This window comes from Cyclobacterium sp. SOCE241 (genome assembly GCF_056867545.1).
Genome location: NZ_CP149779.1, coordinates 4,886,023 through 4,907,535, shown reverse-complemented (window position 1 = coordinate 4,907,535; position 21,513 = coordinate 4,886,023). Strand labels below are relative to the sequence as shown.

Genomic DNA, 21,513 nt, shown 5'->3' with positions numbered 1-21,513 from the left:
AAAGAAAATGCAACAAATCTTTCTATTTTTATATAGACTAAGGGCATTTATTCTTTTTCTGATCCTGGAATTACTGGCATTGGGGATTATTTTCACGCATAATTCTCCACAGGGAGCAGTTTATTTTAATAGTAGCAATAAATTTACGGGACGATTATTGTCTTCAAAAAACAATTTTGTCTCTTATTTTACCCTAAATTCTACCAATAAAGCTTTGGCTGAAAAAAATGCCTCCTTGCTTAATCGGTTGGATAGGATGACTACTATTAGAGATTCTGCTCATTTCACATTAGACAGTTCCTTTAGTAATAATTTCAACTTCTGGTCGGCCAGAGTGATCAATAACTCTATCAACCTTAGTCAAAATTACATCACACTAAATAAAGGCAGTTTAGACGGTGTGGAAGAAGGTATGGGTGTTTTCAACGAGCAAGGAATTGTAGGTAGGGTAAAAGGTACGAGCAGTCATTTTTCCTCTGTTATATCTGTATTGCACACAGACCTTCTAATTTCATCCAAAATAAAAAATTTGGAAGTTTTTGGTTCTACTAAATGGGATGGATTAAACTCCAATGAAGCAAAACTACTCTACGTCCCTCGGCATGTAATGGTGGAGCCGGGGCAAGAAATTGTAACTTCCGGATACAATGCAGTTTTTCCCGAAGGCTTGCCCATAGGAAAAGTGAAGGAAGTTTCCCAAGGAAGCGAGACCAATTATTTAGACATTACGATAAGTTTGGGAGCAGACTTTAGTAAGCTTAACTTCGTATATCTGGTAAAAAATGATCTCCGGGAAGAAATAGATAGTTTGGAAATGGAAATGGTGACCCCTAATCAATGACAACAGTAAAAATACTCAGGTATAGCTTAAGCTTTTTTATTTACTTCCTTATTCAGGTATTTATCTTGAAGGATTTGGTGTTATTCGGTTATGCATTTAGCTTTTTATATGTGTTTTTCCTTCTAAACCTACCTCATGAAGTACCCACCATCCCTTTGTTACTGATTGGGTTTTTCTTAGGTTTTTTTATTGATTTATTTTACGACAGTATGGGCATTCATGCTGCTAGCACTGTTTTTCTGGCCTTTATTCGCAATACCTGGATTAAAATGATTATGCCCACTGGGGGATATGATGACAATGTTCCTCCTACTTTATTAAATATGGGAATAGGTTGGTACATTTTTTACAGCCTTCCATTAATCCTTATTCATCATTTTATATTTTTTTATATAGATAGTTTAGGAACACATTTGTACTTACCTCTCGTTATAAGAGTATTGAGCAGCATGGTTTTCACATTTCTATTGGGATCCATCGTTCAGGCTATATTTTACAAAAAAGAAAGGGTAGTATAAATGTACACAGGTAGGTCTTTAGTCGTTGCCATCACCATTGGGGTAATTGCTTTAATTTTATTGGGCAAATTATTTTTGATACAAGTAACGGATGATAGCTATCTAAGAAAAGCAGAGAGAAATGCCATTCAGAGAGTGGTAGACCATCCATACCGAGGCTTGGTGTATGACAGGAACAATTCTTTGATGGTATTCAATGATCCTGTATTTGACCTTATGGTGATACCGAAAGACTTCAGTCTAAAAGATACCACTAGGTTTTGTGAGTTATTTGAAATAGAGAAAGAAAGCTTAATAGAGAATTTCACCGCTGCTAAAAAATATTCTTGGGTCAAGCCTTATCCTCTAATTAAGCAAATTTCCAAGGAGGATTTTGCCAAGGTGCAGGATTTCCTCATTGATTACAAAGGCCTGTTTGTAATGACTAGGTCTGTGCGTTCCTATCCGAGATCTTCGGCAGCCAATGTGTTGGGGTATATTGGAGAAATAAGCGGTTCTCAACTTTCTCGAGACAGTAGTAACTACTATGTCCAAGGTGATTATGTAGGTCATAGTGGAATCGAAGCCTATTATGAACCCGAGCTACGGGGCAAAAAGGGAGTAAAATACAAATTGGTCAACGTAAGAGGAATAGAAAAAGGTGCATTTAAAAATGGTGACTTAGACACCCTTTCTATGCCCGGTGAAAACCTTCAATCTACCATAGACTTAAACTTGCAACTATATGGTGAATACTTAATGGAAGGCAAGCGTGGATCTGTTGTGGCGATAGAGCCAAAGACCGGAGAAATTCTCTCCATCATATCAGCACCCTCTTATGATCCAAATGTACTTACCGGAGCAAAGTTTGGGGAAAACTATGAGGTCCTGAACAAAGATCCCGACAAACCTTTATTCAATCGGCCAATTATGGCGATGTATCCTCCAGGTTCCATTTTTAAAATTGTACAGTCTTTGATCGGCCTTCAAGAGGGAATCATTACCCCAAACACAACCTTTGCCTGTAATAAAGCATTGGTTAATTGCCATAACCACCCTTCTCCTGTAAACCTATTTGGAGCCATCAGAAATTCATGCAACCCCTATTACCATCAAGCATTCAGGCAAGTAATCAATCAGGAAATTTCTTCCAACACCTATACGGATACTCAAATAGGATTAGACAAGTGGAGAGAGTCTGTACTTAAATTTGGGTTGAGTAATCGGCTTGGAATAGACACGCATGGTGAAAAGTCAGGCTCAATCCCTTCAAGTGCACTTTATGATAAAATATATGGCAAAGGCCGTTGGAAATATTCCACTATCTACTCCTTGTCTATCGGCCAAGGCGAAATGCTGGTAACACCTCTTCAAATGGCAAATCTTGCAGCTATATTTGCCAACAAGGGTTATTATTATACGCCTCACCTTATCAAATCCATCAACGATGATCCTTCCAGAATCCCGGATAAATTTAAAGAAAAAGAGATTCCGGAATTGATGCCAAACATTTCGATTTAATTCAGGATGCAATGGCCGAAGCATTGTATGGTACTGCAACAAGAGCCATTATGAAGGACATTGAAATCGCCGGAAAGACAGGAACAGCCCAAAATCCGGCAGGAGAAGACCATTCGGTGTTTATTGCTTTTGCTCCTAAAGATGATCCAAAAATAGCCATTTCAGTCTATGTGGAAAATGCAGGATGGGGAGGAAGAGCAGCTGCTAGTACTGCAAGTCTTTTGATCGAAAAGTACCTAACAGGGGAAATCAATAGACCGGAATTGGAGGAATATGTGCTAAAAGGAGATTTTATTTACTAAGTGAGACAGAAAGATACCAATTTACATAAAATAGACTGGGTAACCATAGGGCTATATTTTGCACTTGTTTTCATCGGCTGGCTAAACATCTATGCAGCCGTTTATGACGAACAAAATGCTACCTCCATATTCGACTTTTCCATTAATTCAGGAAAACAATTGATTTGGATTGGAACAGCAGTTTTATTGATCATTATCATTATGGTAGCAGATTACCGGCTATTCCATAATCTTAGTTTGGTCTTGTATGCCATATTTATCCTTATACTTTTGCTCACCCCTTTTATAGGAAAGGAAATCAATGGCCAAAGGGCTTGGTTTGAACTGGGGATTTTCAGGTTACAGCCTGCTGAATTCACCAAATTTGCCACAGCATTGGTTTTGGCCAAGTTAATGGAAAACCCAAGCTTTGATTTAAGTAAGCTTAAAGATCAAATGAAGGCTGTAGGACTGATCTTTTTACCCATCGCGCTTATCTTACTTCAACCGGATACAGGTACAGCCATGGTCTATAGTGCTTTTTTTATCATGCTATACAGAGAAGGCATGCCACAGAAGTACTATGTTATCGGGCTGGCTTTAGTGGGGCTGACAATCCTTACCCTCGCCATTGAAAACAATCTTTACCTGTTTGGTAGTATTGCTGCACTAATTCTTTTGCTGATAATATTGAGTAAAAAGTCTTGGAAAAATGCATTGGGATTTCTCCTTTTAGGCTGCATAATGACCGCCTATGCTTTAAGTCTGGACTATGTAGTAGAAAAACTCCCCGATCACCAACAAAACAGAATCATGGTATTGTTTGATCCGGGGGTAGACCCTTTGGGTGTAGGTTGGAATGTTACTCAATCTAAAATCGCCATTGGCTCCGGTGGACTATTTGGGAAGGGTTACCTTGAAGGTACCCAGACAAAGTTTGACTTCGTTCCTGAACAACATACGGATTTTATTTTCTGCACATTAGGAGAGGAATTTGGATGGATCGGCAGTTTGGTTATGATTTCATTATTTGTGGCTTTATTGCTTCGGCTGGTGTTTTTGGCAGAAAGACAAAAAACACGCTTTTCAAGGATATATGGGTATTGTGTTGTAAGCTTATTGTTTTTCCATTTCACCATAAATATAGCCATGACCATCGGCCTGTTTCCTGTGGTGGGTATTCCCCTTCCATTTTTTAGTTATGGAGGATCTTCCCTTTGGTCTTTTACCATTTTGCTATTTATCTTTATTAAACTGGACTCCAATAGAATTCAAATCTTAGGAAGGAGTTACTAGTTGAAAAACTAAACCTTGACACCCCAACTCTTAAATTAAACCTGAATGTCTTAGGTTCGCTAAGGGTGTATTACTCGCTAAAATATCAGCCTGTTTAAAATTTATATTACAACACCATCGTTTGGGTGAAATTGAATCGGCAACGAAGTGGCAGATTTTGAAGTAATCTCAGCAAATAACAGAATGTCTATTGTTAATTTTGGGCTAAAGACGCTTACTACCTCGGATTACTCTCTGACCTACAAATGATTTACAATTTGACGGTATTGTTGAAGAAGCAATACCGTCAAAATTAATCCAAACCTAGGGTTAGCTATTCCACCCATTGACCTTAAAATCCTTTATTTAGGTTGCTGGGGTGTTACCCAGAAGTAAAAATAGTCCTCCGGCTAAAGCAGCCCCTACGAGCGGTCCAACAATAGGCACCCAACTATAACTCCAATCGGAGCTACCTTTCCCCTTGATAGGAAGTAACTGATGCATAAACCTTGGACCCAAATCTCTGGCCGGATTGATGGCATAACCAGTAGTACCGCCTAAGGAAAGGCCAATAACCCAAACTAAAAAGCAACTGGCAATGCACCTATGGAACCCAAGCCAATAGGTGTTGCATTTCCATCATCTATCACCGGACCTGTAGAATAAAGGATAACAATAATAAGTACAAAAGTACCAACTACTTCAGATATAAAGTTTGAAGACAAGTTTCTAATGGCAGGCGCTGTACCAAAAGGGGCAAATTTTAACCCCGGATCATCTGTTATGTCAAAATGGTCTTTGTAGATCAAATAAGCTACTCCGGCTCCGAGCATAGCGCCCAAAACCTGGGATATAATATAACCTGGCACCAACTCCCATCCAAAATCTCCCACGACTGCCAAAGCCAGACTAACTGCGGGATTCAAGTGAGCCCCACTATGAGGTCCGGCAACTACCACTCCTATAAATACGCCTAAAGCCCATGCAGTGGTGATAACTATCCACCCTGAATTTTGACCTTTGGTTTTATTCAAAACTACATTAGCTACTACTCCTGACCCCATAGCCAAAAGCAAGGCTGTTCCAATAAATTCAGCTATATAAACGTTCATATTTAATCATTTAGCCAATTTAATGAACGCTCTACTGCTTTGTGCCAGTAGTTTAAAGTAGGAAGCATGCTTGTAGCATCCTGTTTGGGTTCAAAAGATTCATCCGCCTTCCATAAACTTCTTATTTCATCCAAATCATCCCAATAGCCTACCGCAAGTCCGGCTAAATAGGCTGCACCCAACGCTGTAGTTTCGATGATTTCAGGCCTCTTAATCGAACATTGATTTAGATCTGCTTGAAATTGCATTAAGAAATTATTAGCAGTGGCCCCACCATCTACACGCATTTCTTTGGTTTCTTCGCCTGCATCTTTTTCCATTGCCTTTAATACATCATGCACTTGAAATGCTATGGCTTCTAATCCGGCCCTGGCCATATGTGCTTTAGTGGTCCCTCTGGTGATACCAAAAAATGCTCCTCTGGCTTCTTGATCCCAATAGGGTGCTCCCATCCCAGTTAAAGCGGGAACAAAATACACACCGCCATTGTCCTCCAAACCTGATGCCATTGCTTCACTGTCTTTGGCATCTTGAAATAAGGAAAGCCCGTCTCTGAGCCATTGAATCCCTGCCCCTCCAATAAATACGCTTCCTTCTAAAGCATAATTGACCTTATCTCCTATTTGCCAAGCCACAGTGGTCAAAAGTTTATTATTGGATTTCACAGGCTTTTCCCCCGTATTCATTACCAAAAAACAGCCGGTCCCATAGGTGGTCTTGGCCATTCCCGGATCTGTACACAGTTGGCCAAACAGCGCTGCTTGCTGGTCACCTGCAATGCCTGCAATAGGTATTTTTGCAGACAATAAATTCCCAGAAGTATGCCCATATACTTCACTACTTGATTTAACTTCAGGCAAAATAGCAATCGGTATATCCAAAAGTTCTAGCAATTCCTCATCCCATTGTCTTTCATGAATATTGAAAAGCATGGTTCTGCTGGCATTGGTAATGTCTGTAATGTGCTCTTTCCCGGCGGTCATTTTCCATACAAGCCAGCTGTCCACAGTACCGAAACACAGCTCTCCTTTTTGAGCTTTCTCCCTAGCGCCGTCTACATTGTCAAGTATCCATTTAATCTTTGTCCCTGAAAAATAAGCATCGATTATCAAACCTGTCTTGCTTTGAACCAAGTCCGAATGACCTTCCTCTTTTAGCTTATTACAAAAAGCAGCCGTTCTCCGATCCTGCCATACAATGGCATTGAAAACAGGCTCTCCAGTCTCTCTGTCCCAAATAATGGTCGTTTCTCTTTGGTTGGTGATACCTATGGCTGCAACTTGACTCGAAGTTATATTGGCTTTGGTGATGGCTTCGGTGGCCACTGAGGCTTGCGAAGTCCATATTTCCTTTGGATCATGTTCAACCCAGCCTGTTTTAGGAAAAAATTGTTCGAAATCTTTTTGAGCAGAGGCCACAATCTGGCCTTCTTTGTTGAAAATTATGGCCCTTGAACTGGTGGTTCCCTGGTCCATCGCCATTAAATATTGATTATTTGGGTTCATTGAATTTTAGCTATTTTATTAAGTACTTCTTGGCTAATTTATTAAATTCTTCCAACTCTTCAGTTATCCAAACCTCATCTTTCTCAAGTTCTTTTGCCATAATTTCGGCAACTTTGGGCGCCATTTGCATGGAAGCTTTGGCGTCGAGTAATAATATCCTACAACGTCGCGAGAGGAAATCCTCGATTTTGAAAGCCATTTCTTTCCTAACAGCCCACACCACTTCCGCACCGGTATAAGGATAACCTTCATGCAATCGTTCGGCCAATTCAGGCCTTTGCTTTTGCAAATCTAAAACCAATGCGGCATCTGTTCCATATAACTGTAAATGACCCTTAATTCTCTCTTCGCTATAGCCGTGAAGATGCTGGTCTGCAGATGTGCTTTCTAATTTTTGTAAACCATGATTTTTAAAATGGATATCTACCGTGTCTTCACCCATTTTCCTAAAGGTGGTCCACTTGCCACCTGTAATGGTAATTAAATTGCTTTTTGAAACAATAACTTTATGGCTTCTGGAAATTTCTTTGGTTTTTGTGCTTCCCTCTTTTGGGGCAGCAAGTGGTCTCAAGCCTGCAAAAACTGAAAGTACATCCGATCTTTTTGGTGGTCTTACCAAATAATTTTTGGCTGTTTCCAATATAAAAGTTATTTCAGAAGCCAAAGGTTTTGGTTCCATCTTAGGCTTTTTCACCAAGGTATCGGTAGTACCCACAACCAACTTCCCTTCCCAAGGCACTGCAAACAATACCCTTCCATCAGAGGTCTCCGGAATCATTAAAGCATCCACTCCACCCAAAAATGAGCTGTCCATGACCAGGTGGATTCCCTGACTTGGTTGGATCATTTTTCTGGCATCAGGGTTATCCATTTGCAGGATTTTGTCAGCAAACACCCCGGTTGCATTGACAACAGATTTGGCAGAAATCCTATAATTGGTTTTACCAATTAAATCCCTAAAGACCAAACCATTAATTTTTCCATCTTCACCTTTGGTCAATTTATTAACCCTGGCATAATTAAGAATACAACCCCCATTTCAATACAGGTCTGTGCAATGGCCAAGGCTAACCTTGCGTCATCGAACTGACCATCATGGTACAAAATCCCCCTTTTAAGCCTTTCTGTTTGATTTGAGGCAGCCTTTTTATTGTCTCTTCCTTAGAAACGAACTTGGATTTCCCCAAGCGTAAACTACCTGCCATCCAGTCGTAAATTTTAAGACCTACCCCGTACTTTAGGCGGTCAAAATAGGTGTAAAGTGGGATTACAAAGGGCTGATTAATGGTTAGATGCGGCGCATTTTTCAATAACCTCCCACGCTCTTTTAAGGCTTCTAACACTAACCCCACTTCTCCCTGAGCCAAATAGCGAACACCGCCGTGCACCAATTTTGTACTTCTGCTGGAAGTCCCTTTAGCAAAATCTGATTTTTCTAGCAATAAGACTTTTAATCCTCTGGACAAAGCATCCAAAGCGACCCCTAACCCGGAGGCTCCCCTCCAATAATTACCAGGTCCCAACTCCCCTTTTCCTCTTTGATTCTCGATAAACTGTTTTCTCTATACATTGCCGGCTATTTACCCCACTAAAGTAACACAAAGAGAAATAAAAAGAAACAAAAGGAAATCATTTTCGTATATTTGAACCTCATTATTTCTCGAATTATGATTATTGCTAAAAGACACAAATACATATTAGACAAGCTTAAGGAAGCAGGTTATGTAAGTGTAGCTGCTTTGAGTAGAGAAATGGATGTCACAATGGTCACGGTGAGGAAAGACCTTAGAATTTTGGAAGAAAAGGGCTTGCTATTCAGGACACATGGAAGTGCCACTCCTGTATCTCCCTATGTCAATGATAAACCTGTCACCGAAAAGCGGCTGGTCCAAGTCAGCCAAAAGAATGCCATAGCTAAAAAGGCATCCGAATTGCTAGTTCAAGATGATGTCATAATTATTGGCTCCGGCACAACGGTTTTGGCCTTTGCCCAATCCATACCAAGGACACTTTCTCTTACCGTTTTAACTGCGGCGATGAATGTTAGCATGGCATTAATGGATGTTCCTAAGGCTGAGGTTGTACAGTTGGGCGGTGTGGTGCGTAAGAGTAGCAGCTCAGTCGTTGGTCATTTTGCCGAAAACATGATAAAGGATTTTGCCTGCAGCAAATTATTTATCAGTGTAGACGGTATTGATCCAGAATTTGGGCTGACTACTTCCAATTTATTGGAAGCGCACCTAAACAGCATTATGATTGCTTCTGCCCAAAAAACCATAGTTTTAGCAGACAGCAGCAAATTTGGTAAAAAAGTTTTGGTAAGATTGCCAAGATTGAAGACATAGACACATTAATTGTAGACAAAAATTTATCCGCACATTATGTAGAAATGCTTGAAGAAAAAGGAGTTGAAGTGATTCTGGTATAGATGATTCGCTTACAAGTGAAATAAAATTCGGTATTTTTTAGTTACTCACCTCAAAAACATCTGTTCTTATTACCATCTCACTTAAATCAGAAAATTTAATATCAAAGGTGAAGGTTTGATTGATGGTACTATCAGGTTGCTCTAATAGTTGGAAATTAATAGTTGAGCCTATATTTCCAAAAAGCTCAATATCATTTTTTTGCTTGGTGATATGCTCAGCTATCGTTTGGTTTCCATTTATTTTAAATAGCTCATTCAGTTGTTCCCCAGGCAAGAATTCATGCCCTTGAGCATACACAGTTGATTGAGAGGTGATGACCATTGATTCAATTGCCTGTGTAGGTTCAGGTAAGCGGGGACTGCAAGCTATGGCTGCATTAATAAAGGAAAATCGAGGCCGAGCAATGGATGCCATGACTTCGGTATAATCCAGGTCAGCAATCCCAATTTGAATGGCCGCTAGTCCAAAGTCAGTCGATTTTGTTCCTCTAAAACCAGAAGAAGTTAAGCTACCTACTAAGACATACAATTCGGTGATTTTGGACTCCAAGGGATTAAAAGGCCCACAATCATCAACACATGAAAACGGAATATTTGTTAGAATAACAAGGCTGAGTAAAACTAAAAATCTTTTCATATCGTAAGAGGCCAAATCGACTAATACCTAACAAAAGATGGCTTATCACAAGTTAATTAAACCCGAAGTATCAATTTCCATAATTGGCATCACATGCATTTTCTTTAGGAATATGGGTAGGTAAGAAATAAAGTGATTTTATTTCCCCCAATCAATCAAGTGAATCATAGGATTTGGTTCTTCACCTTTTATTTCAGAAACTCCCTCCGTCATTAAATAAGAAATTCCATTTGACTTTGGGAGATAATAGCCTTCCAGGTTCTTTACCCTCAATCCATCCTTTACCAGCCAAGAATTACCCTTTTTCCTATCGTAACCAAAGAGATAATAATTTCCTTCATAATGATAGGTCACCAAGTAGTAGGCTTCATTGACTTCCATCTTTTCAATGAAAAACACCCTCTTCCCTTCTTCATTGATTACATTTTCTGAGAATTGGAATTTTAAATGGGGAATAAAATCACCGTTTTGGTTTATCTGAAACAGTGTATCTCTTTCTATCTGTTCATTGAACGGGCCAATAGGGAAAAATAGAAAATTTATGGAATCTGACCGTGTAATAAAGGAAGGATGACGCCAAATGGATCCACCAAAACTTTCTACCTTTGACATTATAGGTTTTAAACTATCTAATTTTACAAATTCCCTGTCTTGAATAAAAAAATTATTAATTGAAAGAATGCTCGAATTTTCATCTTTAATAATGTCATCTGTTATTATCACATAACCCTCAGGTATTGATGCAATAAAAATGGGTGGAGATGACAAACTTTCAGATTCAGCCAATAACTTACCATTCTCATTGAATTTCAAGCTCTTTCTCAATACATAATCTGTAACAACAATTGACTGATCCGCCGGATCTATAATCATGGACCTTACCTGTCTGTAGTTTCCAGGAGCTTCCCCATTTTCTCCTATGTTTTTGATATACTTCCCTGCATGGTTAAATTGAAGTATACCTTTTGCATGATTGACATAAATGAAATTTTCAGAGACTGCAATATTGTCTATATAACCTATTAAACTTTCTTCAGTCATCTCTAAAGGAATGCTGGTGTAATTTGCTGCAACATCCTCTAGAAACAGCTCTGTTTGATTGTCATGTTCAATCCGGATGATTTGCAAACCACCCGCTTGTTCAATCCCTTCTTTGTCCTGACAGGCATTGAATAAGCCTAATGCAAAAAAGACAATTACCATTACCTTCCTACTTACCATTGTTTATTTGGTTTTAGAGTCGTTATACAATATACTTTCTATACGTGCTGAAATCACTTAAAAATCAGGCCGCTTTAACCTAGAAGTAGTCCGGGCGATAAACCCACTACCAATGTAGTGATAACCAGTAGTTATAAAAAATAATTGGGGTTTTATGCAGAGCTTTATATGTTTTTGAAACTTGTTTATAAAATCTGGCTCGACTTATATAAAAGCAGAATGCATGAAATTCAGGAAATAAATTATCCTCTCAAAAGCTTACCATCACCCAGTTCAATGATGCGTGATGTTTTATTTGCAAAATCCATATCATGAGTCACCACCAAAAGTGTTTTGTTATAAGCCTCGGTAAGTTCTTTAAATATGTTAAACACAATGTCAGCATTTTTGCTGTCCAAATTACCTGTGGGCTCATCACACATGATAATCAGCGGATCATTGATCATGGCTCTGGCTATGGCCACCCGCTGTTTTTCTCCACCAGACAATTGATAAGCCATTTTATGCGCCAATTTCTCTATGCCTAAATCTTTCAGGTATCCATAGGCATTGTGTTCTAATTCTTCTTCACTTAATTTATCCAACTTAAAGCCCGGTAACATCACGTTCTTCAAGGTCGAAAACTCATTTAACAAGTAATGAAATTGAAACACAAAGCCGATCTTCTCATTTCTTATAGCAGCCAACTGTCTTTCAGATTTGCCTTTGACACTTATTCCATCTATTATAAGGTCCCCTTTAAAATCCGAATCCATGGTGGAAAGAATATAGAGGAGAGTGGATTTTCCACTGCCTGATTTACCAATAATAGAAGCATACTCCCCTCTGGAAAGGCTGAATGAAACATCTTTCAATACATCAACCTTTACGGGGTTTAAAAAGGATTTGCTGATGGTCTTGGCCTCTAAAATAATATTGTTTTCCATTTATTTTCCTCTAATAATGACCACAGGGTCAACCTTACTTGCTTTTTTGGCAGGGAACCAGCCAGCAAAAAAGTAGTCACCAAGGCGAATATTGCGGCTATGGAATAATATTGAATACCATAGTCAATCGGATAAGTAGTTACCATCGGCATCGTTGGAGAGTCAAAGGGGATGGCATCTATGGTTAAGGAAAGCAAGAAACCAAAAAGCACACCTACAAATCCGCCAACAACACCAATACTCAGAGAAATTGAAATGAAAATCTTCTTCACATCATTACCGGCAAATCCTGTAGCCTTAAGTATGGCAATGGTATCCATTTTTTCATATATAAGCATATTAAGAATATTATAGATACCAAATCCCGATACTATCAATAAGGTAACCCCTACAGCGTAGGAAATAATAGACCGCACTCCGCTTCCAGTTTCAAACTGAGCATTGGCCGTTTGAATATCCTCTGCATCAATTTTAAAGAAGTGCTCATATTCTTTGGCAATTGCCGGCGCCCGGTTTAAGTCCTTTAGTTTTACTTGAATGTCACTGATGTAATTATTATTTTCACCAAGTATTTTCTGAGTAGTTGACAAGCTGGCAAAACTCTGTACTTTGTCTATCTCAGAGATACCGGACTGAAAAAACCCAATGACTTTTAAGGAAAACTGCTCTCCTTCTGTGCTTGTGACCGTGACAATATCACCAACCTTAGCCCGCATGGTATTGGCAGCTCCTTGACCCAAAATTATGCTATTGTTTACATGATTGAGATCCAAAGAATTTCCAGCAAAGACATAATCATTGAAGGAAAAATAAGCTGCTTCCTTCGCGGGATCTATCCCATTTATTATCCCATTCAAATCTATATTGCCTAAGTTATAGAAAACTTGAGCAGTTACTTTGGGGGCCACTCCCAATACCCTGTTATCCATAGAAAGCTTATTGATTATTTGGGGAGCATTGTATATTTCTTTTCGCGAATTGGTAGGTTTTACTGAGCTTATAAAGTTATAATGGCCTTTGAAATCTTCACTCAACTCAATAGGCTGTATTTTGGAAGGAAGGATATCGTTGTAAAGTCTTACATGTGGGGTTCTATTCAACACTATCCCATCCAATAATTGGTTTAAACCCTCCATAAAACCCAATAAGGAAATAAACAAAGCTATGCTGAAAGTCACACCCACAGCAGCAACAAATGTCTGCTTCCATCTGGCTCTCATCAAGGCTCCGGAAATCTCTGTGATGTGTTTGACCTTCATTATTCCGGCAATTCTATCCTTGTATTTCCATCAATACCATTTTTAATTTCTACCAAATCATAATCCATTAGGCCTGTTGAAACCGTCCGGACTCCCCCCTTCCAGTATCACAGAAGAGTCATTGAATAAATAATTTCTTGGGATGGTTAAAACCTTTTCTTTGGTTTGGATTATAATACTGGCCTCTACTGTCAGGTTGGGGAAAAGTTGGGCAGGCCTTTTGATAAACTTCGCCTCTGCCTGAAAAGACCTTGTACGTGAATTCATCATTGGATCAATGGAAATTATCTCAGCTTCGAAAACTTGAGACTGGTAGCTATCCATTCTAATAAAAACCCGCTGACCTTTATTCACTTTTACTCTATCAAATTCATCAATATTCAGTTCAATTAAAAAATCAGCACCCCCAATCACAGCCGCTGCCTCTGAACCATTGATTAGGTCCCCCTCTTCTCTATTTACCTTATAAACCCGTCCATCTACCTCACTTTTAATGACATAATCATTTTCCAATAATTTCGCGATCTCTAAATTATTTTTGCTTTGTTCGGACTGTAGTTCAAGTTGTCTCTTGACCTCCTCATAATTGGTGCGGGCAGTAGCTAGGTTCAATTTTGCATTTTCATAGTCCAATTGCCTTTTTTCTAAAGTCACTTTAGTCCCAATACTTTTGCTCCACAGCTTTTTTGTCGCAGATACAATAAGGAGTCATTGGTCAATTTCTTTTTTGCAAGAGCTATGGCATTTTCTGCATCAAGCAATTTATTTTCGTTAACCGAAAAATCAGCGGCCACCGATGCAAGCCTCGCATTTTCAGTAGCAATTTTTGTGTTTTCATTATCCAATTGAAAAATAGGATCCCCTTTTTTTACCAAAGAGCCTTCCTCTACAAATACCTTTTCAATAAGACCATTTATCTTTCCCTGAACTTCATATTGATGTTCACTCTTTATAAAGCCTGAGGCATAGACACTTTCCGTTATGTTTTTTAATTCAGGACTAATGACATCGCTCTTATTGCTGCAGGAGAACAATGAGGAAACAAACAACAGCAATACAACTAGAGTACAATTATTCATTCATTTGTTTTTTTGTTCTATTCAATTCTCATTTCACCCCTTATATTATGCCAAATATGAAATTTTGAATGGAGGTCGATAACATGCTTTATACCCTAGCAACAGATAATATCTTACCTAATCCTGGTAAAAAATATTTATTAAAGCAATTATCTGAACCTCCCTATTGATTTAGTAAGTATAGGTAAAAGAAATATTAATATCAAACCGTTTTAGCAATTATAAAACAATCTAAATATAGTCCGTAGAAATAAAAAAGTGGCAACCATAACTAAATAGCATTCTAAAAATTGTGGCGAGAGCTATTCAGCTGGTTACAAAAAATTCGAATAACTATAAATGAGAAAACTAGGCTTTCCCGGTAGGTTTGATCAATAATTCATTAACATTGACTGTGACTGGCTGATTTAAGACATATAAAACAGCCTGAGCAATGTCTTCCGGTTGAAGCTTGGCCTCATCTCCCCCATAATCTTTGTCCTCCAGCAATTCTTTGTCGGTTATATCATCTCTTAGATTCGTGGCTACAGTTCCCGGCTCAATAGAGGCTACCCGAATATTAAATTCCGGAGACAACTCCATTCGCATGGCTCTTGACAGGGCAATAAGCGCAGCTTTTGACGCCCCATAAATGGCTCCTCCCTGATACAACTCTTTGCCATCCACGGATGTAATGTTTACAATATGTCCGGACTTTTGGCGCTTCATTTCCGGCAATACTTCATAGATACAGCGAAGCACTCCCTTTACATTTACATCTATGGTCTGCAACCATTCCTCAAGGTGCCTGTTCTTCATATAGCTCAAAGGCATTACACCGGCAGCATTTACCAAGATATCAATACGACTGTATTTGTCCTTGATTTTCTTAAAACCCTGGGACACGCTTTGACTATTACTTACATCCATTTCCACCGCCATGCTTTTATGAGGCAATTTTGCTTGGATATTTTTTAACTTTTCAATGCTTCTACTTGCCAAAATGACCGTACATTCATTTTCGGAAAGCGTGGTAGCTATTGCTTTGCCAATACCACTACTGGCTCCAGTAATTACTGCAACTTTATTTTCAAATTCCATAATTCTTCGATTTAGCTAAAAATTTATTTGGAATAACAGGTTCAAAAATCAAACCATTCTATTTAGAAATTAACTAAATCCACAGTCTTTGAGGTTATTATTCCTTGTCGGACAGTTAAGGGCATTTCATATTAGGAAGAAAATAAAGTAAGCTATCAGCTCAGTGAGTTTTAATTTTTATCCTCTCTTTTTTCTGTATTGATAAATGCATCCAGACGCTTCTGATAGGCAGCCTTATCATCTTCATAAACAGGCATCAGCCCCTTTTTCTCAGGAAAGGTTTCCATATGTAATGTTTGCGTTGGAAAAGCAAACCTAACCCCTAATTCATTGGCAAGTCGAATTGCCGATAGAATCAAATCCTCTCTTGCCTTTAGTTCTTCCGGCCAAGTAGGCACCTTAAAAAAGACATAGAACATAATATCCAAACTATAAGCTGAAAGATTGTTCAAATAAATATTGTAATAGTCTTTTCTAGTCTTAGGGTGATTTTGAACAATCTTACGTAAGCCACTTAAGTAAACCTCTATCAACTCTGGAGGAGTATCATAGGTGATGGTAATATTGGTATAAAACCTCCGATATTTTCTCAGTCCATGGTTATCTACGGTGGCATCAGCAATTTTACCATTAGGTATATAAACCAATGAGTTTCTAAAAGTCCTGACCCTGGTTGAACGAAAGCCTACTTCTTCTACTGTCCCATCTACTTCCCCACTAGTAATCCAATCACCTACCTGAAATGGTTTGTCTATAAAAATCATAACGGAACCAAAGAAATTTTTAATGGTATCCTGTGCGGCCAAAGCAAAGGCAAGACCACCAATTGACAACCCGGTTAGGAATGGTACAATATCAATCCGTAAACCATATTTCAATATAAATAACGAACCAATTACAATGACAAAGGTCTTAAGGGTCTTTCGCACCAAAGGCACCAACTGGTCATCAAGGGTAGAAGTTGTCTTATCAGCCATCCTAGCCATATAAGCTGATAGTACATTGACCAACTTATAAAAGATGACCGTAACGATAAAAGGTTCTGCAGCATTCAGGAGTATGGTAACCCAAGAGGCCACACTAATCGGAAGTTGTAAAACCCGAATAAAAATAGCCAGGAGCAAAATTATTATGTAAATACTTATTATTCTCGCTACTGGCAATAAGTACTGTTTAGCAATTTGCCCATAACCGGATTTAATAAGAAAGTAATAAAAGAGTCGATCGATCAGCAGCGTGAAAAGCTTATGGCTTGTAAAAACCATCAAGACTAAAAAGAAAATACCTGTTAACTGCCATAAGTAAAGACCAAAATAACTTTGGCTACCTATTCTAGGCAATATATCAAGCAATTTAGCTGTCCCCAAGGGATAGGTTTCTTGGTGTAATGCTTTTATATTTTTAACAGTGGCCGAAGAAAACTTCCAACGATCTCCGACTTTCTCTAAATAAACTGAAGGGAGTATTAACTCATCAAATACAAATACATGCTGTCCATTTCTCAGGGTATCTCTATATTCAGCTGTATTTGGTACGGTATTCATTCGAACATAAACACCTTTACCATCAAAAACCTGCTTTAGTTTGACTGCCAAAGCTGCGGCATCTTGCCCTTCACTCCCCTCCATATTCAATGCCTTGGCAGCGATTTCCGGATTATAATTGGGTTCATTCAGGTTATAAAAAAAGTATAGGTTGTGTGGTAAGGAGAACTGAAATTATTGTGATCGGTGGTATCTTCCAATATAAGAGAACCGGAATCGAATACTTGTGCTTGCAAGGATGAAACAAAGCCTAAAAAATAAAAAATAAATTCCTATAGTATTTCGCATGCAATTATTCATTGTTAAAATTCTCTCTTTATTAAAACCAATCATTGGTCAGGTATTATAATGGTATTTTGTATTCGTAAAGTTTATCTCCAAAAAGGGTCACCAGCGTATAGGCATTATCACTTCCGGAAAAATGGATCCAAAGGCTCTGACTAACACTTATTGGTTTCTGATTAATCAATTGGCCTTTGGCATTATAAAGATAGGCGAATTCCTGAACCTTATCTAAAACCGCAAAAATCTCATTCCCTTCCCCAAAAGAAAAATATTTATATTCCATATCATTTGAGGGAATGCTCATTTCAAATAATTGCTGTTCATTTGGCCGAAGCACCTTGAGTTTGTTATACTCCTCTACCACCCATACATATTCGTTCTTGCTCTGGTCATTCACTAGGCTAAACCGAGTATCCGTATCAGGACGAAGCAGTTGGTTCCTATAAGTAATTTCCCCTTTGAAGTTTAGCTTAATCACTTCCCCCTCCTCATTAATGGTTACAAGTTTAGAAGGCTCATTATTAATTCCTTCCTCAATGGCGAATCCTGTATTTACACCATTACCGAGGAGCACGCCTCCTCCAATTCTCAATTCTCCTCTGCGATTGTACAAGTTTAGCTTTCCATTCGAATGAATACTTATCATAAAATCGCCCAAACCGGCTTCCCTATGGTGGCTAGGTAAATAACTTAATGGCCCACTATTGTTGTCATTGGGGTTCCAACCTTCCAAAAGATTGCCTTTCTGATCAAATAATAACAAGTCCCCGTCTTTAGTGCCTACAAAAAATCTGTAATTCCTATTATTGTCATAATCCAAAACGTTTAAATACGCAATTTCTTTACCGGCTTCCACAGGAATAGGATATCCTGGTAACAAATTCCCATACCTGTCCAAGGCATAAATAAAGTCTTGGGTAGCAAAAACCAACTGAAGCTTACCATTTTTATAATAGTCTATTTGATGTACTTCGCCTACAATCGCTCCCGGAATTTGTTGAGCGAATACCTTCTCTCCTTCCTCACTAACCAAATGAATATAATGATCCTCATCCTGAACCAAGAAATCAGTACTTTTATCATTAAAATTCCGAATACCGGAAGGCCCATATATCAGCGGTTTACCGAAGTCAGTACTATTGGATTCTGTAAGCACCAATTGCTTGTTAGCATCTGCTTTTCCCAAGTTAATATTTAACTTGATCTCAGCATTACCCTCTTTAAATATAGAAATATTAAGCCAGTCGAAAGAACGAAATACAGGTTCATATTTTTGAAACACAGGGCTCCAAGAAGGATCGCTATTTCTTATTAAAATAGGGTAAAAACGGTCATTGTTTACAATTATCCGGACAGGTGCCCCGTTATTTTGATCTTTTAAAATATCTTTATATGATAGAGACTTACCCCAAGTATTGTCATTGTAATGGTCTTCCAAAAGGTTTTTTACAGTCTTAAGACTATTGCCAATAATTAGGTGCCCTCCTGCCATGGAAATATAACTTTTAGAAAACCCGGTGAAGTTCCCTTTAAAAATATGGGCAGGGAATTCTTCTATGTCAAGCATAAATATTTCCTTGCCCATAAAAAACTCTTTGAAGAGTTTAGTACTATCATCCTGACTAACTTCCAAAGCAAATTTTTCTAAATTCTTGTACCTGCGCTCAGTATTTTCAGGGTTAAGCAACAGGATTTGATTGGGATTTTTATCAAATAGATTTTCCTCAAGAACCATGGTTGCCTCTCCTCCAAGTCCATTGATAAAGGCTTTTATTTCTTCACTTTCTTCTAGGGTTGTGGCAATAAGAGGTCTAGGCGAAAAAGCCCTATTTGGCACTTGGTTGAACCCACTGAAATTTGGAAACAGATACTGGGTAATCCAGGCTGCCCTATTGCTAATGACCGGCGCAAAGGACATGCCATTAGGGGTGTCTCCAATGGTCTGCATGACACCGGATTTGCCATCTGTGAAAAATTGGCCACTAAATGACAGGGATGAATCCCTAAAGGAAGGAATTAAATTAGCAGACAATTTATTTTCCCTTAATTTTCGCAACAATAATTCTGCATTGTTAGCAGTCAATTCATTTACTAACGCGGCAAATCCTTCTCCGGATAGTCTCAATACTCCTTGGGAATTCAATGGTTTGGAGGGCTGAAACAAATGAGGATAGGATTGCTTGAAGTTTTTTAACTCAAGGGATTTGGCATATCTAATACCATCTTCTACCAAAAACGAAGTATGGCTTCCCATCAATACATTCTCATAAAGGGCGAATGTAAAAGCCTGAGATTCTGCCTCAGATTGTATTTCGTAAAGCTCTACTCCACTGTAAAGTCTCTTTCTCAATCCTTTACCTTCTTGGTTTGGGCTAGACTTTAGCTTTTCAATAAATTCTAAAAACTGCTCATTGTTAAATGCAACGGCAATTAGAAAACCAAAAGCTCCTTTGCCTGTGGGGTGCATAGATAACCTAAACCGTTGTCCTTTGAGGTATTTGTCCAGATTTCCATTTTTACCTGTAACACTGTCTAATAAAATCAATTGAGACTCCACCGTCGCCAGAGCAGGGATATTGTGAAGTTTCTCCCACACAGGCTGGTTGACCAAATTGTTCCAATAGCCTACCGGGTCATTTGTCTCAAAAACAAAAATGGCGTTTGGAGGAATTACTTCCATCCCATTTAATTTTGAGTTAAAAAAATCGCTTTTTACCAGCAAAAAGCCAATAAATCCAAACACCAAAACTAATAAAATTACCAGCAGATTTTTCAATAGGCTATTGTCTTTTAATATGTATCAACTACTCTCAAAACAACAAAAAAATCCCAACTAATCAAAGTTGGGATTTCCATAAAAAGCTCAATTACTTAATTATTTGTTGCCGATTTTATCCAAAACCGACATCACTTCTTTTACATGATTTCTCGAAACTTCTAACAATGCTTTTTCATCATCATTCAAATCCAATTCAATCACTTTCTCAATACCATTCTTACCAAGTATTACCGGCACACCTAGGTAACAGTCGTCAATTCCATATTCTCCTTCAAGCTTAACACAAACAGGGAATACTCTTTTTGATTTTTAACAATTGCTTCTACCATTTGGGCAGCTGCAGATCCCGGTGCATACCATGCGGAAGTCCCCATCAACTTAACAAGTTCTCCTCCTCCTGATTTTGTTCTTGCGATGATCGCGTCTAAAGTATCCTTATCGATCAATTCAGTAACAGGGATACCTGCAACCGTCGTGTATCGAGGCAATGGCACCATGGTATCACCATGTCCACCCATTAATATCGCTTGGATTTCTTTAGGGAGATGTTAAGTGCTTCCGCCAAGAAAGCTCTGTATCTTGCTGTATCAAGGATACCGGCCATACCAATCACTCTTGTTCTTGGTAATTTAGATACAATATGTGCTTGGTAAGTCATTACGTCCAATGGATTTGAAACGATAATGATAATGGCATCCGGAGAATGTTTGATTACATTTTCTGTAACCATTTTCACAATACCTGCATTGGTTTCGATCAAATCATCTCTGGTCATCCCCGGCTTACGTGGTAAACCTGATGTTATCACAACCACATCTGATCCGGCAGTTTTAGAATAATCATTGGTACTCCCTACAGTCCTACTATCATATGCATTGATAGGGGCTTTTTGCCAGATGTCTAGAGCTTTGCCTTCAGCCACACCTTCTTTGATGTCTACTAAGACAATTTCCTCTGCTATTTCTCGGTAAGCCAATACATCAGCACATGTGGCACCAACATTTCCGGCTCCGACTACGGTTACTTTTGTCATCTTTTATAATCGATTTAGATTAATGTTTTATCAAAATTTGCGCTAAGATATTAAAGAATGTGCTTTATATGAAGGAATCCTCATAATTATTCAAACATCTGTCCAAGGTTAAAAAACCCATAGGACTTCTTGTAAGAAGAAAAAGCTGTTGGTTTCTGCGGTCATAGAAAGTGGCAAGAGAACTCATCATTTTTGCCTTTACCTTTTGAT

General features: G+C 38.5%; 13 protein-coding genes and 5 pseudogenes. 5 read left to right on the top strand and 13 right to left on the bottom strand.

Going from position 1 to position 21,513, the window contains the following annotated elements:
* Window positions 1–7 precede the first annotated feature (7 nt).
* The 4 genes and pseudogenes from mreC to rodA all read left to right on the top strand — a co-directional run bounded on the left by mreC (window position 8) and on the right by rodA (window position 4,436).
* The gene (gene mreC, locus WG932_RS24885) at window positions 8–841 is read left to right on the top strand and encodes a rod shape-determining protein MreC (RefSeq protein WP_014020445.1); all 834 of its coding nucleotides are present in this window, start codon (window positions 8–10) and stop codon (window positions 839–841) included.
* On the top strand, window positions 838–1,359 hold the full coding sequence (locus WG932_RS24880; protein ID WP_483085774.1) for a rod shape-determining protein MreD: 522 nt from the start codon (window positions 838–840) through the stop codon (window positions 1,357–1,359). The genes mreC and WG932_RS24880 overlap by 4 nt, the downstream gene beginning before the upstream one ends.
* Window positions 1,360–3,161: pseudogene (gene mrdA / locus WG932_RS24875) on the top strand (penicillin-binding protein 2). It begins immediately after the preceding gene.
* The gene (gene rodA, locus WG932_RS24870) at window positions 3,162–4,436 is read left to right on the top strand and encodes a rod shape-determining protein RodA (RefSeq protein ID WP_014020442.1); all 1,275 of its coding nucleotides are present in this window, start codon (window positions 3,162–3,164) and stop codon (window positions 4,434–4,436) included. It begins immediately after the preceding pseudogene.
* A gap of 345 nt (window positions 4,437–4,781) precedes the next feature.
* Here rodA and WG932_RS24865 read toward each other — a convergent pair.
* The 3 genes and pseudogenes from WG932_RS24865 to WG932_RS24855 all read right to left on the bottom strand — a co-directional run bounded on the left by WG932_RS24865 (window position 4,782) and on the right by WG932_RS24855 (window position 8,602).
* A pseudogene (locus WG932_RS24865) lies at window positions 4,782–5,527 on the bottom strand (MIP/aquaporin family protein).
* 2 nt (window positions 5,528–5,529) lie between these two features.
* The gene (gene glpK / locus WG932_RS24860; protein ID WP_483085773.1) at window positions 5,530–7,032 is read right to left on the bottom strand and encodes a glycerol kinase GlpK; all 1,503 of its coding nucleotides are present in this window, start codon (window positions 7,030–7,032) and stop codon (window positions 5,530–5,532) included.
* A gap of 10 nt (window positions 7,033–7,042) precedes the next feature.
* Window positions 7,043–8,602 (bottom strand): annotated as a pseudogene (locus tag WG932_RS24855) (glycerol-3-phosphate dehydrogenase/oxidase).
* Between the two features lie 97 nt (window positions 8,603–8,699).
* On the opposite strand from WG932_RS24855, the pseudogene WG932_RS24850 reads away from it, so the two are divergent.
* Window positions 8,700–9,460, top strand: a pseudogene (locus WG932_RS24850) (DeoR/GlpR family DNA-binding transcription regulator).
* 37 nt (window positions 9,461–9,497) lie between these two features.
* Here WG932_RS24850 and WG932_RS24845 read toward each other — a convergent pair.
* From WG932_RS24845 to mdh, 10 genes and pseudogenes are all read right to left on the bottom strand, one after another.
* The gene (locus WG932_RS24845; RefSeq protein WP_483085772.1) at window positions 9,498–10,097 is read right to left on the bottom strand and encodes a hypothetical protein; all 600 of its coding nucleotides are present in this window, start codon (window positions 10,095–10,097) and stop codon (window positions 9,498–9,500) included.
* Between the two features lie 138 nt (window positions 10,098–10,235).
* Complete coding sequence (locus WG932_RS24840; RefSeq protein ID WP_483085771.1) at window positions 10,236–11,318, bottom strand: 6-bladed beta-propeller; 1,083 nt, start codon at window positions 11,316–11,318, stop codon at window positions 10,236–10,238.
* 242 nt (window positions 11,319–11,560) lie between these two features.
* Entirely contained in the window at window positions 11,561–12,244 is a 684-nt protein-coding gene (locus WG932_RS24835) for an ABC transporter ATP-binding protein (RefSeq protein ID WP_339676401.1), read from the bottom strand.
* Window positions 12,223–13,503, bottom strand: coding sequence for an ABC transporter permease (locus tag WG932_RS24830; RefSeq protein ID WP_483085770.1), 1,281 nt, complete (start codon window positions 13,501–13,503; stop codon window positions 12,223–12,225). The genes WG932_RS24835 and WG932_RS24830 overlap by 22 nt, the downstream gene beginning before the upstream one ends.
* Window positions 13,504–13,560: 57 nt before the next feature.
* Window positions 13,561–14,157 (bottom strand): efflux RND transporter periplasmic adaptor subunit, encoded by a 597-nt coding sequence (locus tag WG932_RS24825; protein ID WP_483085769.1) that lies wholly within the window; start codon window positions 14,155–14,157, stop codon window positions 13,561–13,563.
* Entirely contained in the window at window positions 14,154–14,582 is a 429-nt protein-coding gene (locus WG932_RS24820) for an HlyD family secretion protein (protein ID WP_483085768.1), read from the bottom strand. The genes WG932_RS24825 and WG932_RS24820 overlap by 4 nt, the downstream gene beginning before the upstream one ends.
* 348 nt (window positions 14,583–14,930) lie before the next feature.
* A complete protein-coding gene (locus WG932_RS24815) occupies window positions 14,931–15,662 on the bottom strand; it encodes an SDR family oxidoreductase (protein WP_483085767.1) in 732 nt (243 codons plus the stop codon).
* A gap of 170 nt (window positions 15,663–15,832) precedes the next feature.
* Window positions 15,833–17,290 carry a mechanosensitive ion channel family protein gene (locus WG932_RS24810; protein ID WP_483085766.1) on the bottom strand — a complete coding sequence of 486 codons (1,458 nt, stop codon included), beginning with the start codon at window positions 17,288–17,290 and terminating at the stop codon, window positions 15,833–15,835.
* Between the two features lie 259 nt (window positions 17,291–17,549).
* Window positions 17,550–20,171 (bottom strand): hypothetical protein, encoded by a 2,622-nt coding sequence (locus tag WG932_RS24805; protein ID WP_483085765.1) that lies wholly within the window; start codon window positions 20,169–20,171, stop codon window positions 17,550–17,552.
* 195 nt (window positions 20,172–20,366) lie between these two features.
* Window positions 20,367–21,303, bottom strand: a pseudogene (gene mdh / locus WG932_RS24800) (malate dehydrogenase).
* Window positions 21,304–21,513 lie beyond the last annotated feature (210 nt).